The sequence below is a fragment of the Flavobacterium sp. AK-345 genome (assembly GCF_058310175.1).
Genome location: NZ_JBZEER010000001.1, coordinates 27205 through 46658 on the forward strand (window position 1 = coordinate 27205; position 19454 = coordinate 46658).

6 protein-coding genes are annotated in these 19454 nt (G+C 36.8%); 5 read left to right on the forward strand and 1 reads right to left on the reverse strand.

What is annotated here, in order from left to right; all coding sequences use genetic code 11:
• Nucleotides 1-1215: 1215 nt before the first annotated feature.
• The 5 genes from AC4FQ3_RS00155 to AC4FQ3_RS00175 all read left to right on the forward strand — a co-directional run bounded on the left by AC4FQ3_RS00155 (nt 1216) and on the right by AC4FQ3_RS00175 (nt 18457).
• Nucleotides 1216-12582, forward strand: a complete 11367-nt coding sequence (locus AC4FQ3_RS00155) for an Ig-like domain-containing protein (protein WP_491180414.1) — start codon at nt 1216-1218, stop codon at nt 12580-12582.
• A gap of 45 nt (nt 12583-12627) precedes the next feature.
• Nucleotides 12628-13560 (forward strand): PorP/SprF family type IX secretion system membrane protein, encoded by a 933-nt coding sequence (locus tag AC4FQ3_RS00160; protein ID WP_491180415.1) that lies wholly within the window; start codon nt 12628-12630, stop codon nt 13558-13560.
• A gap of 11 nt (nt 13561-13571) precedes the next feature.
• Entirely contained in the window at nt 13572-15509 is a 1938-nt protein-coding gene (locus AC4FQ3_RS00165; protein WP_491180416.1) for an OmpA family protein, read from the forward strand.
• Nucleotides 15510-15768: 259 nt separating this feature from the next.
• Nucleotides 15769-17775, forward strand: coding sequence for an NAD-dependent DNA ligase LigA (ligA, locus tag AC4FQ3_RS00170; RefSeq protein ID WP_491180417.1), 2007 nt, complete (start codon nt 15769-15771; stop codon nt 17773-17775).
• Nucleotides 17762-18457 carry a lysoplasmalogenase family protein gene (locus AC4FQ3_RS00175; protein WP_471733420.1) on the forward strand — a complete coding sequence of 232 codons (696 nt, stop codon included), beginning with the start codon at nt 17762-17764 and terminating at the stop codon, nt 18455-18457. Before ligA ends, AC4FQ3_RS00175 begins: the two co-directional genes overlap by 14 nt.
• On the opposite strand, the gene AC4FQ3_RS00180 is transcribed toward AC4FQ3_RS00175, so the two are convergent.
• Nucleotides 18443-19354 (reverse strand): bifunctional metallophosphatase/5'-nucleotidase, encoded by a 912-nt coding sequence (locus AC4FQ3_RS00180; protein ID WP_491180418.1) that lies wholly within the window; start codon nt 19352-19354, stop codon nt 18443-18445. The two genes, AC4FQ3_RS00175 and AC4FQ3_RS00180, sit on opposite strands and share 15 nt — an antisense overlap.
• Nucleotides 19355-19454 lie beyond the last annotated feature (100 nt).

Below are 19454 nucleotides of genomic sequence, written 5' to 3' on the forward strand. Positions count from 1 at the left end.
AATGTGTTTGTACTTTTTGAAATAAAAAACAAACAGCAAAGGCATAATTGAATTGGTTAAAAAAAAATGAACTTAATTATTGTTTTTGAGGTTGATTAAAAGCTGAAGATTTAATATAAACTTAATTCATTTACTTATGGAATTGAAATTTACTCTTTTTATCAAGTTTGCATTAGGTATTCTTATTCTTCTGTTTTTATTTATTTCTCTTTTGGGTAAAATTCAATTTACTCCAAAATCCATTTTTAATTCACTGGCAAATTTGTTTTATAATTTTAAACATAATAGAAGCTTTTTATTTCCAAACCCCAGTAGAGGGTTTGTTAATGAACAGCATTGTTGTGTTTCATTTTAAATTCAATTTGTTTTTGCATAAAAAATCATGATTCAATTTTAGAACCTAAATTCTAAATAAACAAATTTGTAGATCGCCTAATCAACTTTCTATGATATTGAATCATACTCTATATTATTAAACTCCCCCCGTATTACTTAACCTAGAATTTTCTTTATGAAAATTAGTTCAGGTGCAAATCACTCCGTTTGGAAGATTGATCCAGATCAATATTTCCTAAAAGTTTTGAGACCATCTTTTATTCGTTTGGGATAAAAAGTGCTCTTTAGTATATTTTGATATATACTATACAATATGATTTTTACAAAATCTAATTTAAAATTTTAGTTAGGTAAGGTTTTAAATTTCGGTTTAACTAGTTGATTATTAATTTTTTTTATGATTGCTTAGGTATAATATGTGCCTATCGCAACAGGTGTTTTATTGTCCATTTTCTAATCTTCCAAATTATGAAAAAAATCTTTACTTTTTGTAATCTCATCTTCCAGAAGAGATTGTTAGGACTATTTTTTTTATTACTTCTATGTAATAATGCATTTGAGCCGACCTTTTGCAAACCAGCATCCAATACGAATAGTATTTCTGGTATATGTATTGGTTCAGGTGTAACGAACCCTACAGTTGCCTACGACAATGACGCAGGCTCAACCACATTTTTTATTCGTTGGGGATAAAAAATGCCTTTCGTGTGTTTTGATATACACAATACAATTTTTTACAAAATCTAATTTAAAATTTTAGTTAGGTAAGGTTTTAAAATTTGATTTAATCAATTGATTATTAACGTTTTTTATAATTGCTTAGGCATACGTGCCTATCGCAACAGGTATTTTATTGTCCATTTTCTAATCTTCCAAATTATGAAAAAATTCTTTACTTTTTGTAATCTCCTCTTTCAGAAGAGATTGTTAGGGCTGTTTTTTTTATTGCTTCTATGTAATAATGCATTTGGACAAACCTTTTGCAGACCAATATCCAACACTAATAGTGTTTCCGGGATCTGCCTTGGTACAAGTGTAACTAACCCTACAGCGGCCTACGATAACGACGCAGGCTTAACGACATTTACAACTCTGAGTACGGTCGTCGGAGTGTTGTGTTCTGCACAGGAAACTTTGGTTTTTAACCAAACGGCAAGTGCAGGCGATCAAATTGTTTTGTATATAGGTAGTGGTGCCGGATTGCTTAATCTGTCATTATTATCTTCGGGTACAGTTCAGGCCAAATTAAATGGTACCAATGTTGGTTCTGCAGTAGCGATTAATGATCCGTTACTTAATTTGTCATTGTTGCCGGGAAACACTATCGGAGTATTAAGATATACTTTAACAGGTCCTGCAAATCAGGTTCAAATTCAGTTAGGAGGGCTTGTTAGTGTACTGACTGATTTAAGAATTTATGATGTTCGTTTAGAATTTGTGCCTCCAACAGTAACGGGAGGTTTAAGTCAAACGATTTGCTCTGGAAGCTCAACTACATTAACAGCAACTCCGGCAGCTGGAACTACAATAGCCTGGTATAGTTCACCAACTTCAACTACGGCTTTGTCAACTACAAATTCTTATACTACGCCTGTTTTAACTGCTAATACTACTTATTATATTGGTGTTGCCAGAGCAGCGGGCTGTGAAGGAAATGAACGTGTACCTGTTGTAGTTAATGTGTCAAATCCTGTTGCTCCGGCGATTAGTACAACCGGTACGGCGATCTGTTCGGCTGGCGCAACACAACAAACTACATTATCAGTTGTTAACCCAATTCCGGGAACGACTTACAATTGGTATAATGTAGGTTCGGGAGGTGTAGCTTTAGCTTCAGGAATTACTTACTCTCCAACTGTTCCTTTGGGAACTACAAGTTTTTATGTTGAGGCTGCAATAGGAAGCTGTTTGAGCCCTGCAAGAACTCAGGTAGATGTAATTTCGAATGCTGTTCCTGCTCTTCCAACGGTTTTAACGCAAAGTGTTACTATTCAATCTGGACAAAATGCTACATTAACCGCGGCAACTCCTCAGGCGGGAGTTACATTAAATTGGTATGATGTTGCAACAGGCGGAACAGCACTTGCTATAAATACGCCAACTTATACAACTCCTGTTTTAACAGCAACAAAAACTTTTTATGTTGAGGCTCAAAGTGCGTCAGGAAACTGCGTAAGCGCAACAAGGGTTCCTGTGACAGTAACAGTTATACCATCGGCTTTGGGCGGATGTTTAGAAGCTGGCAGTCAGCAAACACTTCAAAACGGTTTATGTTTGCTATGCAACAGTACTAATCCTAATAACTCTGTTGACGGAAATACCGCAACAGCAGCAAGAATTTCGGTTCCCGTTGGTTTAATTAACGGATGGGTTCAACAGACCTTGCAATTTAATAATCCTGGCAAAGCGGGTGATATTGTTGACGTAGAATTAGAATTGCCTGGCGGACTTACTGATCTTCAATTATTAGGAGCGGTTAGTTTGGCAACTTATAATGGAGTAACTTATAATAATGACAGAATATCAGTTACGAATCCGCTGGTAACTTTGCAATTATTAACAGGTAATCGTTTTAGAGCGAGTGTAGTTGCAGGTGCTAATTTTGATCGTGTTGAAATTCGATTAGGAGGTTTGGCCACTGTTTTAACAAGTGTAGATATTTATCAGGCAACTTACAGATATAAAGCGCCAACTGTGGCAGGAAATACAACTATTTGTAGTGGACAAACGACTACTTTAGTTGCTAATATTGCAGTTGGAGAAACTATTAACTGGTATAATGTAGCAACAGGCGGTGCATCACTTGCTAATACAGCTGCTTATACAACACCAGCTTTAACAACATCAACTACCTATTATATAGAAATAGCAAGAAATGGTTGTGTTAATAGTGAGCGTTTTCCGGTATTAATATCAATTGATAATCCGGTTGCTCCGGTTATTGCTGCAGGTGGTACAACAATTTGTAGCGGTCAGACTACAGTATTAAATGTAGATACGCCAGTTGTAGGAACTGTATATACTTGGTATGATGTAGCTTCTGCCGGAAATTTATTATTTACCGGAAATTCTTTTACAACACCAAATTTAACTGCCAACACAACTTATTATGTTGAAGCAGGAATTGGAAGTTGTGCAAGTGCAACCCGTACTCCGGTTACTGTAACGGTTAATCCTCTACCGGCAGTACCAATAGCAGCTTCATCTAGTGTAATTATTCAATCAGGGCAAACTGCAACTTTACAAGTATCAAGTCCGGACTCTAATGTTACATTTGATTGGTATAATGTGCCAACTGGAGGAACAGTATTGGCTGGAGGAACAGGAACAGCTACTTATACAACTCCTGTCTTAACAGCAAATCAAACATATTATGTAACTGCCAGAAATACAACTTCAACTTGTATTAGTAGTACAAGAACGGCGATAAATGTTATAATAAGTAACACTGTAAGCAGTTGTTTACAGGTAAATGCTCAGGTAACGTCAAGAGGTGGACTTACAGGATGTTTATTATGTAGCTCAGCTAATGAAGGAAACTCTATTGATGCCAATGATGCAACAGCAGCAAATCTTTCAGTTCCTGTTGGTTTAGTAAATGATTACATACAACAAATGCTAACATTTTCTACGGCAGGACACGCGGGCGATATTATAGATGTAGAATTAGGAATTCCAGCCGGAATTGTAAATGTAACTGCTCTTTCTTATATTAGCTTAAGAAGTTATAATGGAGTAACTCCAAATGCAGATCAGGTTAATGTTGGATCATTAATTGATATTCAATTGTTGTCTTCTACGCGTTTAAAAGCCAGTTTTGTGGCAGCAGGACCTTTTACAGCTGTTGAAGTTAGACTAGGCGGCGTGGCTACTTTATTAACAAGTTTAGATATTTACGGAGCTTCTTACAGATTCAATCCTGCAACAGTTACTGGTGCTGCGTCTTCAATTTGTAGCGGACAACCGGCAACTTTAGCAGCTAGTTCAACAGTAGCAGGTGAAACATTTACCTGGTATGATGCTCCAAGTGCAGGAACTCAGCTTTCAGCTACAGCATCATATACTACACCAAATTTAACAGCAACAACAACTTATTATATAGAAGCAACACGTGACGGAGCTTGTACTAATAGCGTTCGTCAACCTGTAACGGTTACTGTGGCGCCATTTGCAACTGCTGCAGATGTAACAATACCAAGTCCGCAGGAAGCTTCATGTGCTGGAGAAGTTACTTTGTCTCCTACATCTCCTTTAGCAGCAGCACAATTTAGATATTATACAGATCAAAATAAAACACAAGAAATTATAACAGGAACTACTGTTGCAGCGCAGCCGGGAGTAACTTTTACAAAAGATCCAACAACCGGAGCATTAGCAATTGCAGGTTTAAACGCTGCAGGAGCTCCTTATAATTATTATGTTTCTGTTTCAAACAGTGCGACTTGCGATAATGATATCAATACTTTAAAAGAAGTAGTGGTTAATTTTCCAACAGTTACGCCTTTAGTTGTAATTGGTACACCTCTAGTAGGTTGTGGTACTGTAAATTTAGCAAATGCCATTACAGGTTTTGATACATCAGGAAACACAACATATACTTTTTATGATCCATCAAATAATGTTTTACCTGCAAATGCTGCAGCAAATATAAATACAAGTGGTGTTTACTCAATTCAGGCTCAAGGTAACGGTGTTACATGTCCATCTGCTATTTTGCAAGTAACAGTGACTATTAATCCGTTGCCAAGTTTGGTTGTAACACCTTCAATTTCAGTAAATGTAGGAGCTACAGTAGCATTAAATGCAACATCAGACGGAACTTTGGCATGGTTTGATCCACAAGGAAATCCAGTAGCAGGACCACCGTTTACAACAGGGGTTTTAAATACTCCCGGCATCTATACTTATACAGTAGTTGCTAAAAGCGCTTTAAACTGTACAGTTACAGGAACAGTTTCTATTAATGTTATAGACCCTGCTACTTGTCAATCTTTAACAGAAAGAGTTTATGCCAATGCGCAAACTTCAGGTTCTATTATAACAGGAGGAGTAACCAACGGAGCAAATGCTGTTGATGGTAATCCGCAAACTTATTCAACAATTACAACCGGATTAGGACTTTTAGGAGTTGGTACAACCTGGCAAACTTTAACCTGGCCTGCAAATATTGCAAAAGGAACTCCGGTTACTATTAAATTAGGATCTGAGTATAGCGCAGTTGCAGTGGGACAAAACCTATCAGTAGTTGGAACTTTGAACGGAGTTGATATCGGACCTTTACAATCTGTGTCGGGATCATTATTAAACTTATTATCAGGTGATAATAGTTTCGAATATACTTTTGTTCCGGCAAATGGTTCCGGACCTCAGGCTTATAATGGAGTGAGAATTCAGTCGGCTTCTCTTTTAAGTGTTGCACAAAACACAAAAGTATTTGATGCTTATTACAACATATCTGTTCCAACAGTTACTTGTACACCAGGAGATATTCAGGATGTTTATTATGGGGCAACAGATTTAGGTCTTCCAATAGGAGCATTAACCGCTACAGTTGGAGTTGCTGATGCATTTAATGTTGCTGATAATGATATAACCACTTTTGCAACAATGTATAGCGGAGTTGGAGCATTGGCTGCAGCCGATTTAACAGTTGCCTTTAAAACACCGGCAATTGCAAGTGATACACTAAGAATAGTAGTTTCAAAACCGGGTGTTTTATTAGATGTTAATTTATTGACAGGATTTACGATTCAACGTTACTTAGGTAATGTTGCAGTAGGAGCTCCTATTGAAAATACGAGTACATTTTTAAGCGTAAGATTATTACCGGGAAATACAATGTCAATGGTACTTGTATCTTCTCAGCCAGAACCTTATGATCGTGTGAGAATTCGTTTTGGAGGTGTCGCAGGAGTTTTAGAATTCCTTAGAGTTCATACTGTTGAACGTGTAGGAAATACAAAAGTCATAGGCAGCGATCTTAATAATAAAGTAACGGTTTGTCCGGGATCACCTGTCACACTGCAAATTCCGGCCGATGCCTGTTCTACTTATAAGTGGTACGATTCGCCTACGGGAGGTTCTGTAGTAGCAACGGGAGTTACTTATACAATTCCAGGCACATTGGCTGCAGGAATTTATAAATACTACGTACAGCCTGTTCGTTATGGTTGCGAAACTTTTGCCAGAGGAGAAGTTACTGTTGAGGTTAGCGCTTCAACTCCTGAAAATGCCTTAACAGATATTACGTTAAACGGAGCTACGACAACTTCAATTTGTTCTCCAACAGGAACCGTAACTTTAGCAACGAGCTTAAGCGGAACAGCAACCTTAACAAATCCAATTTACTATTGGTATAGTTTTGACGGAACAACTGCTCAGTTAATTCCAGGGGAAACAACTCCACAATTAGTTGTGACTGGTTTAGTTCCCGGAACATATACTTATTATGTAGGAGTTAGTTCAGATGAATTTTGTCAAACTGCTGAAGCAGATAGAAAACAAATAACATTTACAATATTGCCTCCATCAAATGAAACTGATATTTCGGTTGATGATATAACAGTTTGTCATGATGTAGCTGCGGTATTGACACCAACAGCAACTACATTAACAAATCCGGTATTTACATGGTATTTAGATAATGCTAAAACACTGCCAATTGCAAATGGAGCTGTAATAAGTGGAGCAACTTATACAATTGATGCAGCCGGAGTTTTAACAATCACAGGTTTAACCCGTGCTGTAAGTCCGATTACTTATTATGTAGGCGTTTCAAGTGATACAACTTGTGAGAACATTGCAGGAACACTTCAGGCAGCTACTGTAATAATAAACGATCCGCTTACACCAACCACTACAGATGATACACAAGATTTCTGTTTGGTAAATGCGCCAACAGTTGCCAATATTCAGGTAAACGAAGCTAATGTAGTTTGGTATAGTACCGCAACAGGCGGAACAGCGATTCCTCCAACAACAGCTTTAACAAGCGGTGTTTATTATGGAGCAGCTGTAGATCTAGTAACAAATTGTGAAAGCTCAGTTCGCTTAGAAGTTACAATAAACGTAAGTGATCCTGGCACACCAACCACTACAGACGATACACAGGATTTCTGTTTGGTAAATGCGCCAACAGTTGCCAATATTCAGGTAAACGAAGCCAATGTAGTTTGGTACAGCACTGCAACAGGAGGAGTGGCAATCGCGCCAACTACAGCTTTGGCAAACGGAATTTATTATGGAGCTATTCTAGATCCTGTAACCAATTGTGAAAGCGCCGTAAGATTAGCAGTAACAATTACGGTTACAGATCCATTAACGCCAACAACTACAGATGATACACAAGATTTCTGTTTAGTGAATGCACCAACAGTTGCCAACATTCAGGTAAACGAACCAAATGTAGTTTGGTATAGTACAGCAACAGGCGGAACAGCACTTGCACCAACAACAGCTTTAGCAAACGGAATTTATTACGGAGCCATTTTAGATCCTGTAACAGGTTGCGAAAGTTCAGTTCGTTTAGCAGTAACAATTACAGTAAGCGATCCTGGCACACCAACCACAACAGATGATACACAAGACTTCTGTTTGGTAAATGCAGCAACAGTTGCTAATATTCAGGTAAACGAAGCAAATGTAGTTTGGTACAGCACTGCCACAGGTGGAACAGTCCTTGCATCAACAACAGCTTTGGCAAACGGAGTTTATTACGGAGCTATTTTAGATCCGGTAACCAATTGTGAAAGCGCTATAAGATTAGCGGTAACAATTTCAGTTGCCGATCCTGGCACACCAACCACAACAGATGATACACAAGATTTCTGTTTGGTAAATGCGCCAACAGTTGCCAATATTCAGGTAAACGAAGCTAATGTAGTTTGGTATAGCACTGCAACAGGCGGTGTAGCAATAGCATCAACTACAGCTTTGGCAAATGGAATTTATTACGGAGCTATTCTAGATCCTGTAACCAATTGTGAAAGCGCTGTAAGATTAGCAGTAACAATTACGGTTACAGATCCATTAACGCCAACAACTACAGATGATACACAAGATTTCTGTTTAGTGAATGCGCCAACAGTTGCCAACATTCAGGTAAACGAAACAAATGTAGTTTGGTACAGTACTGCCACAGGAGGAACACCAATTGCATCAACTACAGCTTTGGCAAACGGAATTTATTACGGAGCCATTTTGGATCCTGTAACAGGCTGTGAAAGTTCAGTTCGTTTAGCAGTAACAATTACAGTTACAGATCCGGGTACGCCGACTACTACAGATGATACACAGAACTTCTGTTTGGTAAATGCACCAACAGTTGCCAATATTCAGGTAAATGAACCAAATGTAGTTTGGTACAGTACTGCCACAGGCGGAACTGCACTTGCGCCAACAACAGCTTTGGCAAACGGAGTTTATTACGGAGCTATTTTAGATCCAATAACAAATTGTGAAAGTTCAGTTCGTTTAGCAGTAACAATTACCGTTACAGATCCGGGTACTCCAACTACTACAGATGATACACAGGATTTCTGTTTAGTGAATGCACCAACAGTTGCTAATATTCAGATGAACGAAGCCAATGTAGTTTGGTATAGCACTTTAACAGGCGGAGTGGCAATCGCTCCAACCACAGCATTGGCAAACGGAATTTATTACGGAGCAATTTTAGATCCTGTAACGAATTGTGAAAGTGCAGTAAGATTGGCAGTAACAATTACCGTTACAGATCCATTAACACCAACTACAACTGATGATACACAAGATTTCTGTTTAGTGAATGCGCCAACTGTAGCTAACATTCAGGTAAACGAACCAAATGTAGTTTGGTACAGCACTGCCACAGGCGGCGTAGCAATTCCTGCCACAACAGCTTTAGCAAACGGAATTTATTACGGAGCCATTTTAGATCCTGTAACAGGTTGCGAAAGTTCAGTTCGTTTAGCAGTAACAATTACAGTAAGCGATCCGGGCACGCCAACCACAACAGATGACACACAGGATTTCTGTTTAGTGAATGCGCCAACAGTAGCTAATATTCAGGTAAACGAAGCCAATGTAGTTTGGTATAGCACTTTAACAGGTGGAGTGGCAATTGCGCCAACCACAGCATTGGCAAACGGAATTTATTACGGAGCTATTTTAGATCCGGTAACCAATTGTGAAAGCGCTATAAGATTAGCGGTAACAATTTCAGTTACCGATCCTGGCACACCAACCACAACAGATGATACACAAGATTTCTGTTTGGTAAATGCGCCAACGGTTGCTAATATTCAGGTGAACGAAGCTAATGTAGTTTGGTATAGCACTGCAACAGGCGGTGTAGCAATAGCATCAACTACAGCTTTGGCAAATGGAATTTATTACGGAGCTATTCTAGATCCTGTAACTAATTGTGAAAGCGCTGTAAGATTGGCAGTAACAATTACTGTTACCGATCCATTAACACCAACCACTACAGATGACACTCAGGACTTCTGTTTGGTGAATGCACCAACGGTTGCCAATATTCAGGTAAACGAACCAAATGTAGTTTGGTACAGCACTTTAACAGGCGGAGTGGCAATTGCGCCAACCACCGCTTTGGCAAACGGAATTTATTACGGAGCTATTTTAGATCCTGTAACAGGTTGCGAAAGTTCAGTTCGTTTAGCGGTAACAATTTCAGTTACCGATCCTGGCACACCAACCACAACAGATGATACGCAAGATTTCTGTTTAGTGAATGCGCCAACAGTTGCCAACATTCAGGTAAACGAGCCAAATGTAGTTTGGTATAGCACTGCAACAGGCGGTGTAGCAATTCCATCAACTACAGCTTTGGCAAACGGAGTTTATTACGGAGCTATTTTAGATCCGGTAACCAATTGTGAAAGCGCTATAAGATTAGCGGTAACAATTTCAGTTACCGATCCTGGCACACCAACCACAACAGATGATACACAAGATTTCTGTTTGGTAAATGCGCCAACGGTTGCCAATATTCAGGTGAACGAGGCAAATGTAGTTTGGTATAGTACACCAACAGGTGGAACAGCAATACCAGCTACAACAGCTTTGGCAAACGGAATTTACTACGGAGCTATTTTAGATCCTGTAACCAATTGTGAAAGTGCAGTAAGATTAGCAATAACAATTACCGTTACAGATCCATTAACACCAACAACTACAGATGACACTCAGGACTTCTGTTTAGTGAATGCACCAACGGTTGCCAATATTCAGGTAAACGAACCAAATGTAGTTTGGTACAATACTGCCACAGGTGGAACAGCAATACCAGCTACAACAGCTTTGGCAAATGGAGTTTATTACGGAGCTATTTTAGATCCGGTAACAGGTTGCGAAAGTTCAGTTCGTTTAGCGGTAACAATTTCAGTTACAGATCCGGGTACACCAACCACAACAGATAATACACAAGATTTCTGTTTGGTAAATGCATCAACAGTTGCCAACATTCAGGTAAATGAAGCCAATGTAGTTTGGTACAGTACTGCCACAGGCGGAGCGGCACTTGCACCAACAACAGTTTTAGCAAGTGGAGTTTATTACGGAGCTATTTTAGATCCTGTAACCAATTGTGAAAGTGCCGTAAGATTAGCAGTAACAATTACAGTTACAGATCCGGCTACTCCAACCACAACAGATGATACACAGGACTTCTGTATTTCTAATGCGCCAACGGTTGCTAATATTCAGGTGAACGAAGCAAATGTAGTTTGGTATAGCACACCTACAGGTGGAGTTGCTATTGCACCAACAACAGCTTTAGCAAACGGAATTTATTATGGAGGAATTTTAGATCCGGTTTCAGGTTGTGAGAGTACTACAAGATTACTTGTAACAGTAACAATAAACAATCCTACCGCAACACCAACAACAACAGATGATACACAGGATTTCTGTTCAATAAATGCACCAACAGTTGCCAACATTCAGGTTAATGAGGCAAATGTAGTTTGGTACAGTACTGCAACTGGTGGTACAGTAATACCAGCTACAACAGCTTTAGTGACAGGAACATATTATGGAGCTATTTCAAGTACTATAGGATGTGAAAATTCACTACGATTATTGGTTACAGTAAATGTAAATACACCGGAAGTTGTAACTACAACAGATACAACACAGGAATTTTGTTTATCAGCAGCACCAACAGTTGCTAGCATTCAGGTAAACGAGCCAAATGTAATTTGGTATGCTACTGCAACAGGAGGAACTCCATTAGCAGCAAATACAGCACTTACTGCAACGACCTATTATGCAACAACGGTTAGCAATACAACAAATGGTTGTGAAAATGCGACACGTTTAGCAGTAGCGGTTAGTTTCATAAATGATGCCGCATATCAAATTACGGCAAGTGACGATACACCATGTGTTTTCCAAGGCGTAACCTATTCAGTGGCAAACGGAAAATCCGATTATGTTTGGTCAATTACAAGCGGAACCGGAACGATAACTGCCGGTGGAGGAAATTCAGACGGATCTGCAACAATTTCATGGGGAGATGTTGGTACAGGAACAGTTTCAGTAACCTACACCAATACATGCGATGAAACTACTACAAAAACACTAAATGTGACAGTAGCGACATGTTCAGATCTTACGATAACGAATACGGTTAGTAATCCAACTCCTAATTTTGGTGAAGAAATAGTATTTACAATAACCGTCAATAATGTTGGCGAAGGAACTATTATCAACACAATTGTTAGTGATTTAATTCCTAGTGGATATGAATTAGTTTCAACTTCTACATCAAGCGGAGTGTACGATCCTTTAACCGGACTTTGGACAATTCCAACTTTAAATGCAGGAGAAAGCGAAACACTAGAAATCAGAGTGATTGTGATGCCAAATGGTGAATATACAAACGTATCAACGATCGAAATTTCAACTCCTTTAGATGTTGATCCAACAAACAATACGGCCACAGCTTTTGTAGAACCAGTTTGTTTAACGGTTTACAATGAGTTCACGCCAAATAGTGACGGAGCAAATGATCTTTTCAGAATTGATTGTATCGAATCATATCCAAACAACGAATTAAAAGTATATAACAGATATGGTGCATTAGTATACAGCAAAAAACATTATGAAAACGATTGGGACGGAACAGCAAATGTATCCGGAGTTATAAATAGAGGAGATATGTTGCCAACAGGTACTTATTTTTATGTGATAGACATGGGAGACGGAAAGGTTAAAAAAGGATGGTTATCTATAATGAGATAAGCCCCATAATTAATCCTCTAATTAATAAACTAAATAAGTATCGTTATGAAACTATATATAAAATCATTAGAAACGTATTTAATCTTAATATGTTCTATTATAACATTTAGTGCTACTGCACAACAAGATCCGGAGTATACACAATATATGTATAACACCATGGCCGTAAACCCTGCTTATGCAGGGTCTACAGGAGCCTTAGAAGCAACACTTTTGTATCGTTCACAATGGATTGGTATTGATGGTGCGCCAGAAACACAATCGTTCTCGATTCACGGACCACTTGCCAATGAAAATATCGGTTTGGGATTAAGTGTCGTTAACGACAAAATTGGTCCGTCTGATGAACTGTATCTTGATGGAAATTTTGCCTACTCAATACCTCTTGGTTATGAAAAAAGATTAGCCTTCGGACTTAAAGCCGGTATGAGAATGCTAAATGTAGACTGGTCTAAAGGAAGATATTACAACCAAAACGATGTTTTATTAAACCAAAATATCGACAACCAAATGAAATTAGCGGTTGGAGCAGGAATCTATTACTATACAGATAAGTGGTATTTAGGACTTTCGATTCCTAATTTTATAGAAAATAACTATTATGATGATGTACAGGAATCAGTAGATTATGATCGTTTGCATTATTATTTAATGGGAGGTTATGTTTTTGATTTGAATCCGAATTTAAAATTCAAGCCTGCATTTTTAGTAAAAGCAGTGAGCGGAGCACCGCTTACTGCTGATGTTTCGGCGAATTTTATGATTGCAGAAAAATTTGTAATTGGTGGAGCTTATAGAACAGATGATTCGGTAAGCATCCTGGCTGGTTTTCAAATCTCCAGAAGTTTTTACATCGGATATGCTTTTGATTACACCGTAAGCGAATTAAACAAATACAACGACGGTTCGCACGAAATCATATTGCGTTATCAGTTTAACAAAGGCGAAAGTAAAATTAAATCACCTCGATTCTTCTAAAAGTAAATCCCATGAAAAAACTATATATCCTAAGCCTGGTATTGAGCTTTACGATTTGTTTAGCTCAGACTACCAATTTAAAAAAGGCCGACGCGTTGTTTAAAAATTATTCTTATGCTGATGCTTCAAAAGCATACGAGGAAATTTTGGCAAACATCAAAAATCCTTCGGCACAAACTTTAAAAAATGCTGCAGACTCGTATTACTTTATTTCCGATTCAAGAAATGCATTGAAATGGTACAAAAAGTTATATGAAGCCCAAGGGAATAATTTAACAGATATCTACTATTTGCGTTATATTCAATCGATGAAAGCCGTAATGGACTATGAGGAAGCAAATAGAGTTACCAAAGAATATCTTGATAAAAAAGGAGATAAAAACGAGATCAACCGATACTTGGTTCAAAAATTTCAACTAGATAGTCTCTCTAAATCAAAATCGCTTTATGAAATAAAAAACCTTGCTATAAATAGCAGTAAATCTGATTTCGGAACGACTTATTTTCAGGACAAAATTGTTTTTACTTCTGCGAGGGATACAACAAAATTTAGCGAAAAGTTGTATACCTGGAACAATCAGCCATTTCTGAATTTATATGTTGCAGAAAGAAACCCGGCCGATGCAAGTTTGTTTAACGAAACGATATTTTTACCAAACGTTATGTCAAAATATCATGAAGCTACAGCCACTTTTGATGCCAGCGGAAAAACAATTTACTATACCACTAACATTGTCAAAAAAAATAAATTGGTTATAGACGAAACTAAGACCAATAATTTTCAGATTATAAAAGGAACTTTAGATGGAAATAAACTGGAAAATCCACAAAAAGTATTTTTTGACAGTGATGAATATTCAGTAGGGCATCCATCTTTAAGTGAAGACGGACAATGGCTTTTCTTTGCATCAGATATGCCCGGGGGAGTTGGTGAAAGTGATTTGTATTTTGTAAAAATTGCTGCAGACGGAACAATGAGTTCACCACAAAATCTGGGACCAAAAATTAATACTATTGGTAATGATGTTTTTCCATATTTCAGTAAAGGAATACTCTATTTTTCTTCAGACGGACATTACGGTTTAGGTGATCTTGATGTTTACGAAAGCAAATTTTTACCTGACGGAAGTTTTTCAAACCCAAAAAATCTCGGACCTCCAATAAATAGCAATAAAGATGATTTTGCTTATATAATTGATAAAACAGGTCATGCAGGTTATATGTCATCCAACAGAGAAGGAGGAAAAGGCGATGATGATATTTATTCCTTTATAAAAGGAGATCCGGTTTGCAACCAAACTATTTCCGGAATTGCCATCGACAGAAAAACCAGAAAACCGCTTACAGATGTTACCATTATGGGATACAATTCTTTCAGCGATGTTTTGGGAGAAGTAAAAACCAATTTTGAAGGTAAATATGCTTTGACTGTTCCATGCGGAAAAACAGTTAAAATGATTGCAGCAAAACCGAATTACAGCAGCGACGAAAAAACGGTAGAAACCACAAATGAAAACGAAGGTGAAATTCCGAACATTAATTTCGAACTAAGTAATTATGATGATTTGGTTGTGAAGAAAAAAGGAGTCGAAAAAGTCGACGTAAACCCAATTTATTTTGATTACGACAAATCTGATATTACCCCTTTGGCAGTTGAAGAATTAACAAAAGTAGTTTTCGTCATGCAGAAGTTTCCTAATATCCGTATCAAAATTGAATCCCATACAGACTCTCGCGGAAAAGACGCTTATAACTTAAAACTTTCAGATAACAGAGCAAAATCAACCCGTGATTATCTTATTTCACAAAATATTGATGCTTCACGAATTGAAAGTGCCATTGGTTATGGCGAAAGCCGATTAATCAATAAATGTAAAAATGGAGTAAAATGTACAGATGCAGAACATGTACTAAACAGACGTTCTGATTTTATCATTATCCAAAAATAAAACCTATTTCTATTTAAAACTTTTTTATCAGTCCTGATAAATGTTAAAACCATTTGGAAGTTGGTTTTTGTTTGATTCTTTTTAAGATTTTTTGATTCTTTTAAAGAATAATGGACAAGAAGAAAATCAAGTTGCATCTTTTTGCAACTTGATTTTTGATTTTAAAACTTTCAGGTTTTTAAACGCTTTTCAACAAAAATATCCTAATTTTGAAGTTACAGTTATTCTAAATTACAATCAGCACCATTTTAATATTTTTATGAGTATTCAAGACAAAATTCAGGCTTTAAGAAACGAACTTAACCAACACAATTACAATTATTATGTACTTGATAATGCCACAATTTCAGACTATGATTTTGATATTAAATTAAAGGAGCTGCAGGATTTAGAAAATAAACATCCCGAATTTTTTGATGAAAATTCCCCAACGCAAAGAGTAGGAGGAACAGTAACCAAAAATTTTAAGACCATTGCACACCAATATCGCATGTATTCTTTGGATAATTCTTATTCAAAAGAAGATTTAGTCGATTGGGAAAACCGAATTCAAAGAGTTCTGGGAAATGTTGATTTACAATATACCTGTGAATTAAAATACGATGGAGCGTCTATAAGTATTTCATACGAAAACGGAAAATTAGTCCAGGCTTTAACCCGCGGAGACGGTTTTCAGGGTGATGAGGTTACAAATAACATCAAAACCATAAAATCTGTTCCGTTGCAATTAAAAGGCGATTATCCGGATAAATTCGATATTCGTGGCGAAATTATTTTGCCATATAAAGGTTTCGAAAAAATGAATCAGGAATTAATCGAAATTGGCGAGACTCCTTATTCAAATCCAAGAAATACAGCATCGGGAAGTTTAAAATTACAAGACAGTGCTGAGGTTGCCAAGCGTCCGCTAGAATGTTTATTATATACAGTAACCAGCAACAATTTACCCTTTTCAACACAGTTTGAAGGATTAGAATCTGCAAAAAAATGGGGTTTTAAAGTACCAAGCGAAGCAAAATTGGTAAATAACCTTCAGGAAGTTTTCGATTTTATTGATTATTGGGATGTACACCGTCACAAATTACCATATGAAACCGATGGAGTTGTAGTAAAAGTAAACAGCATTCAGCATCAGCAGGAATTAGGTTATACTGCAAAATCACCACGTTGGGCAATTGCTTATAAATTTAAGTCAGAACAGGTTTCCACCAAATTAAATTCTATTACGTATCAGGTTGGCCGTACCGGAGCCATAACACCCGTTGCTAATTTAGTGCCGGTTCAATTGGCAGGAACCATTGTAAAAAGAGCATCTTTGCACAATGCAGATCAAATTGAGAAATTAGATATCAGAATAAATGATACCGTTTTTGTTGAAAAAGGAGGTGAAATTATTCCGAAAATCATTGCAGTAGATTTAGAAAAACGTCCTGAGAATTCAGAGCCAACACAATACATTACATATTGTCCCGAATGTCATACCGAGTTGGTTAGAAATGTTGGGGAAGCCAATCATTATTGCCCTAATTTTTACGGCTGTCCTCCGCAGATTATTGGACGAATCCAGCATTATATTTCAAGAAAAGCAATGGATATTGAAGGTCTTGGCGGCGAAACTGTTGCCTTGCTTTTCAAAAATGGCTTAGTTCATAATTATGCCGATTTATACGAATTAAAAGTAAATGATATTTTGCACTTAGAAAGAATGGCGCAAAAATCAGCCGAGAATTTGGTAAACGGCGTTGAGAAATCAAAAGAAATTCCGTTTCAAAGCGTTCTTTTTGCGCTCGGAATTCGATTTGTTGGAGAAACCGTAGCCAAAAAACTAGCCAAACATTATAAAAATATCGATGCGCTAAGCAAAGCTACTTTAATGGATTTGATTTTAGTTGATGAAATAGGGGAAAGAATTGCCAGAAGTGTAGTTGAATTTTTTGAAAATGAAGAAAACCAAATAATAATTGAACGCTTAAAAAGTTACGGAGTTCAATTTGAAATTGTTGAAAATATAAATCCGGATGCAACAGAAAAATTCATTGGAAAAACATTTGTCGTTTCAGGTGTTTTCGAGCAGTTTTCAAGAGATGATTTAAAGAAAACAATCGAGGACAACGGGGGAAAAGTGGGAAGTTCAATTTCTGCAAAAACAGATTTTGTAGTTGCCGGAGATAATATGGGGCCAGCCAAATTAGAAAAAGCCACTAAATTAAATGTACCTATATTATCTGAACAGGATTTTATAAATAAACTAAATGAAAGCGAATAAACCGTCGTTAATTTTATATTTTTTAGCACTGCTGTTTACAATTATTTTTAATTGTATGCAGCATGATGTTATGGCAGTTTACGCTAAATCTATTGTGTTGCCTGCTATTTTTTTTTACTTTTTGATTAGCAGTGATTATAAAATAGGAAAAACCGAAGCACTAGTTTTCTTATTTTGTTTTATTGGCCAGGTTTTCGAATTGATGGATGTAGAAATTTCAGAAATTGGCGGTGTATTAAGTTTTCTGATTGTTTATATATTGCTTTTAAGAATTTTCATTACCAGACACGAAAGAATAAAATTCAGGAAAAGAGATATTTTGCCAATATCAATAGTAGTAATTTTTATTGTTTATTTATTGATTTCTGTCCTGAGTTTGCAATCAGACAATATGAAAAAGTTTAACTGGCTTTATACTTTTTACGGAATAATTCTAAGTCTTTTATGTTATTATGCATTTGTAAATTACATCACAAAAGGTACTTATATAGCTTTTTTAATGAGCCTGATGGCTATTAGCTATATGTTGTCGGATATGTTTTTTATTTTCTGCGAATACTTCTCGTACTCCATTGTACTTATTTTAATTCGTGATATAACCCAAATTCTGGCATACTATTTTATGGTTGCCTATTTTCTTAAAAAAGCAAAATCGCATAAAAAAATGTTATACGATAATTGATTTCCCTTGGTTTGTATGTGCTTTATTCTTATCAAAATAAAAGTCAATTCGGCCTAAATTTATTCCGTAACAGCCCACTTGGTTGACTAATACATTTTCGCCCACTTTGTTTTTTACGATCGTTGGTTTATCTAAAAAAGTATGCGTATGTCCGCCAATAATTAAATCAATATCCTGAGTTAACGCTGCGAATTTTAAATCAGAAATTTTAGATTCATCTTCTTTGTAGTTATAACCTAAATGCGAAAGGCAAATTACCAAATCACATTTTTCTTCCTTCTTCAATAATTGTGTCATATCCTGTGCAATTTCTACAGGATTATTATATACAGTTTCCTTATACATTTGTTTGTCTACCAAACCTGCAAGCTCAATTCCTACGCCAAAAACGCCTACTTTAATTCCGTTTTTATTGAAAATTTTGTACGGTTTTACAAGCCCGTTCATTACCGTATTCTTAAAATCGTAGTTTGAATTGATAAACTCAAAAGTTGCATGAGGCATTTGCGCATGCAAACCATCAAGGCCATTGTCAAAATCATGATTCCCAATAGTTGAGGCATCATATTTCATCATGCTCATTAATTTAAACTCCAATTCTCCACCATAATAATTAAAGTACGGAGTTCCCTGAAAAATATCGCCCGCATCCAATAAAAGTACATTTGGGTTTTCTCTGCGAATAGTTTCAATAAGTGCCGCACGACGAGAAACACCGCCTTTATTCGGGTTAAGAGGATCATCAGCCGGAAAAGGATCAATATGACTGTGAACATCATTTGTGTGTAAAACAGTTAAATGCTTAATATCGTTACTTTCAAAACTGCTTAATGATAAACCTAAACTTAATAAGGCAGTACTTGCAGCTGTTTTTTCGATAAATTCTCTTCTTTTCATTGTATATATATTTTCAGGAAAGATCTTGTAGTTTGTTTTTTTGCCACAAATTGCACGAATTGGCACTAATTTTTTTAAAATAATTCGTGAATTCGTGGCT

What these genes read in the sequence shown, in the direction of transcription:
- ligA (WP_491180417.1), top strand. Translation starts at nt 15,769, where the DNA reads ATGAGTATTCAAGACAAAATTCAGGCTTTAAGAAACGAACTTAACCAA.
- AC4FQ3_RS00175 (WP_471733420.1), top strand. Translation starts at nt 17,762, where the DNA reads ATGAAAGCGAATAAACCGTCGTTAATTTTATATTTTTTAGCACTGCTG.
- AC4FQ3_RS00165 (WP_491180416.1), top strand. Translation starts at nt 13,572, where the DNA reads ATGAAAAAACTATATATCCTAAGCCTGGTATTGAGCTTTACGATTTGT.
- AC4FQ3_RS00180 (WP_491180418.1), bottom strand. Translation starts at nt 19,354, where the DNA reads ATGAAAAGAAGAGAATTTATCGAAAAAACAGCTGCAAGTACTGCCTTA.
- AC4FQ3_RS00155 (WP_491180414.1), top strand. Translation starts at nt 1,216, where the DNA reads ATGAAAAAATTCTTTACTTTTTGTAATCTCCTCTTTCAGAAGAGATTG.
- AC4FQ3_RS00160 (WP_491180415.1), top strand. Translation starts at nt 12,628, where the DNA reads ATGAAACTATATATAAAATCATTAGAAACGTATTTAATCTTAATATGT.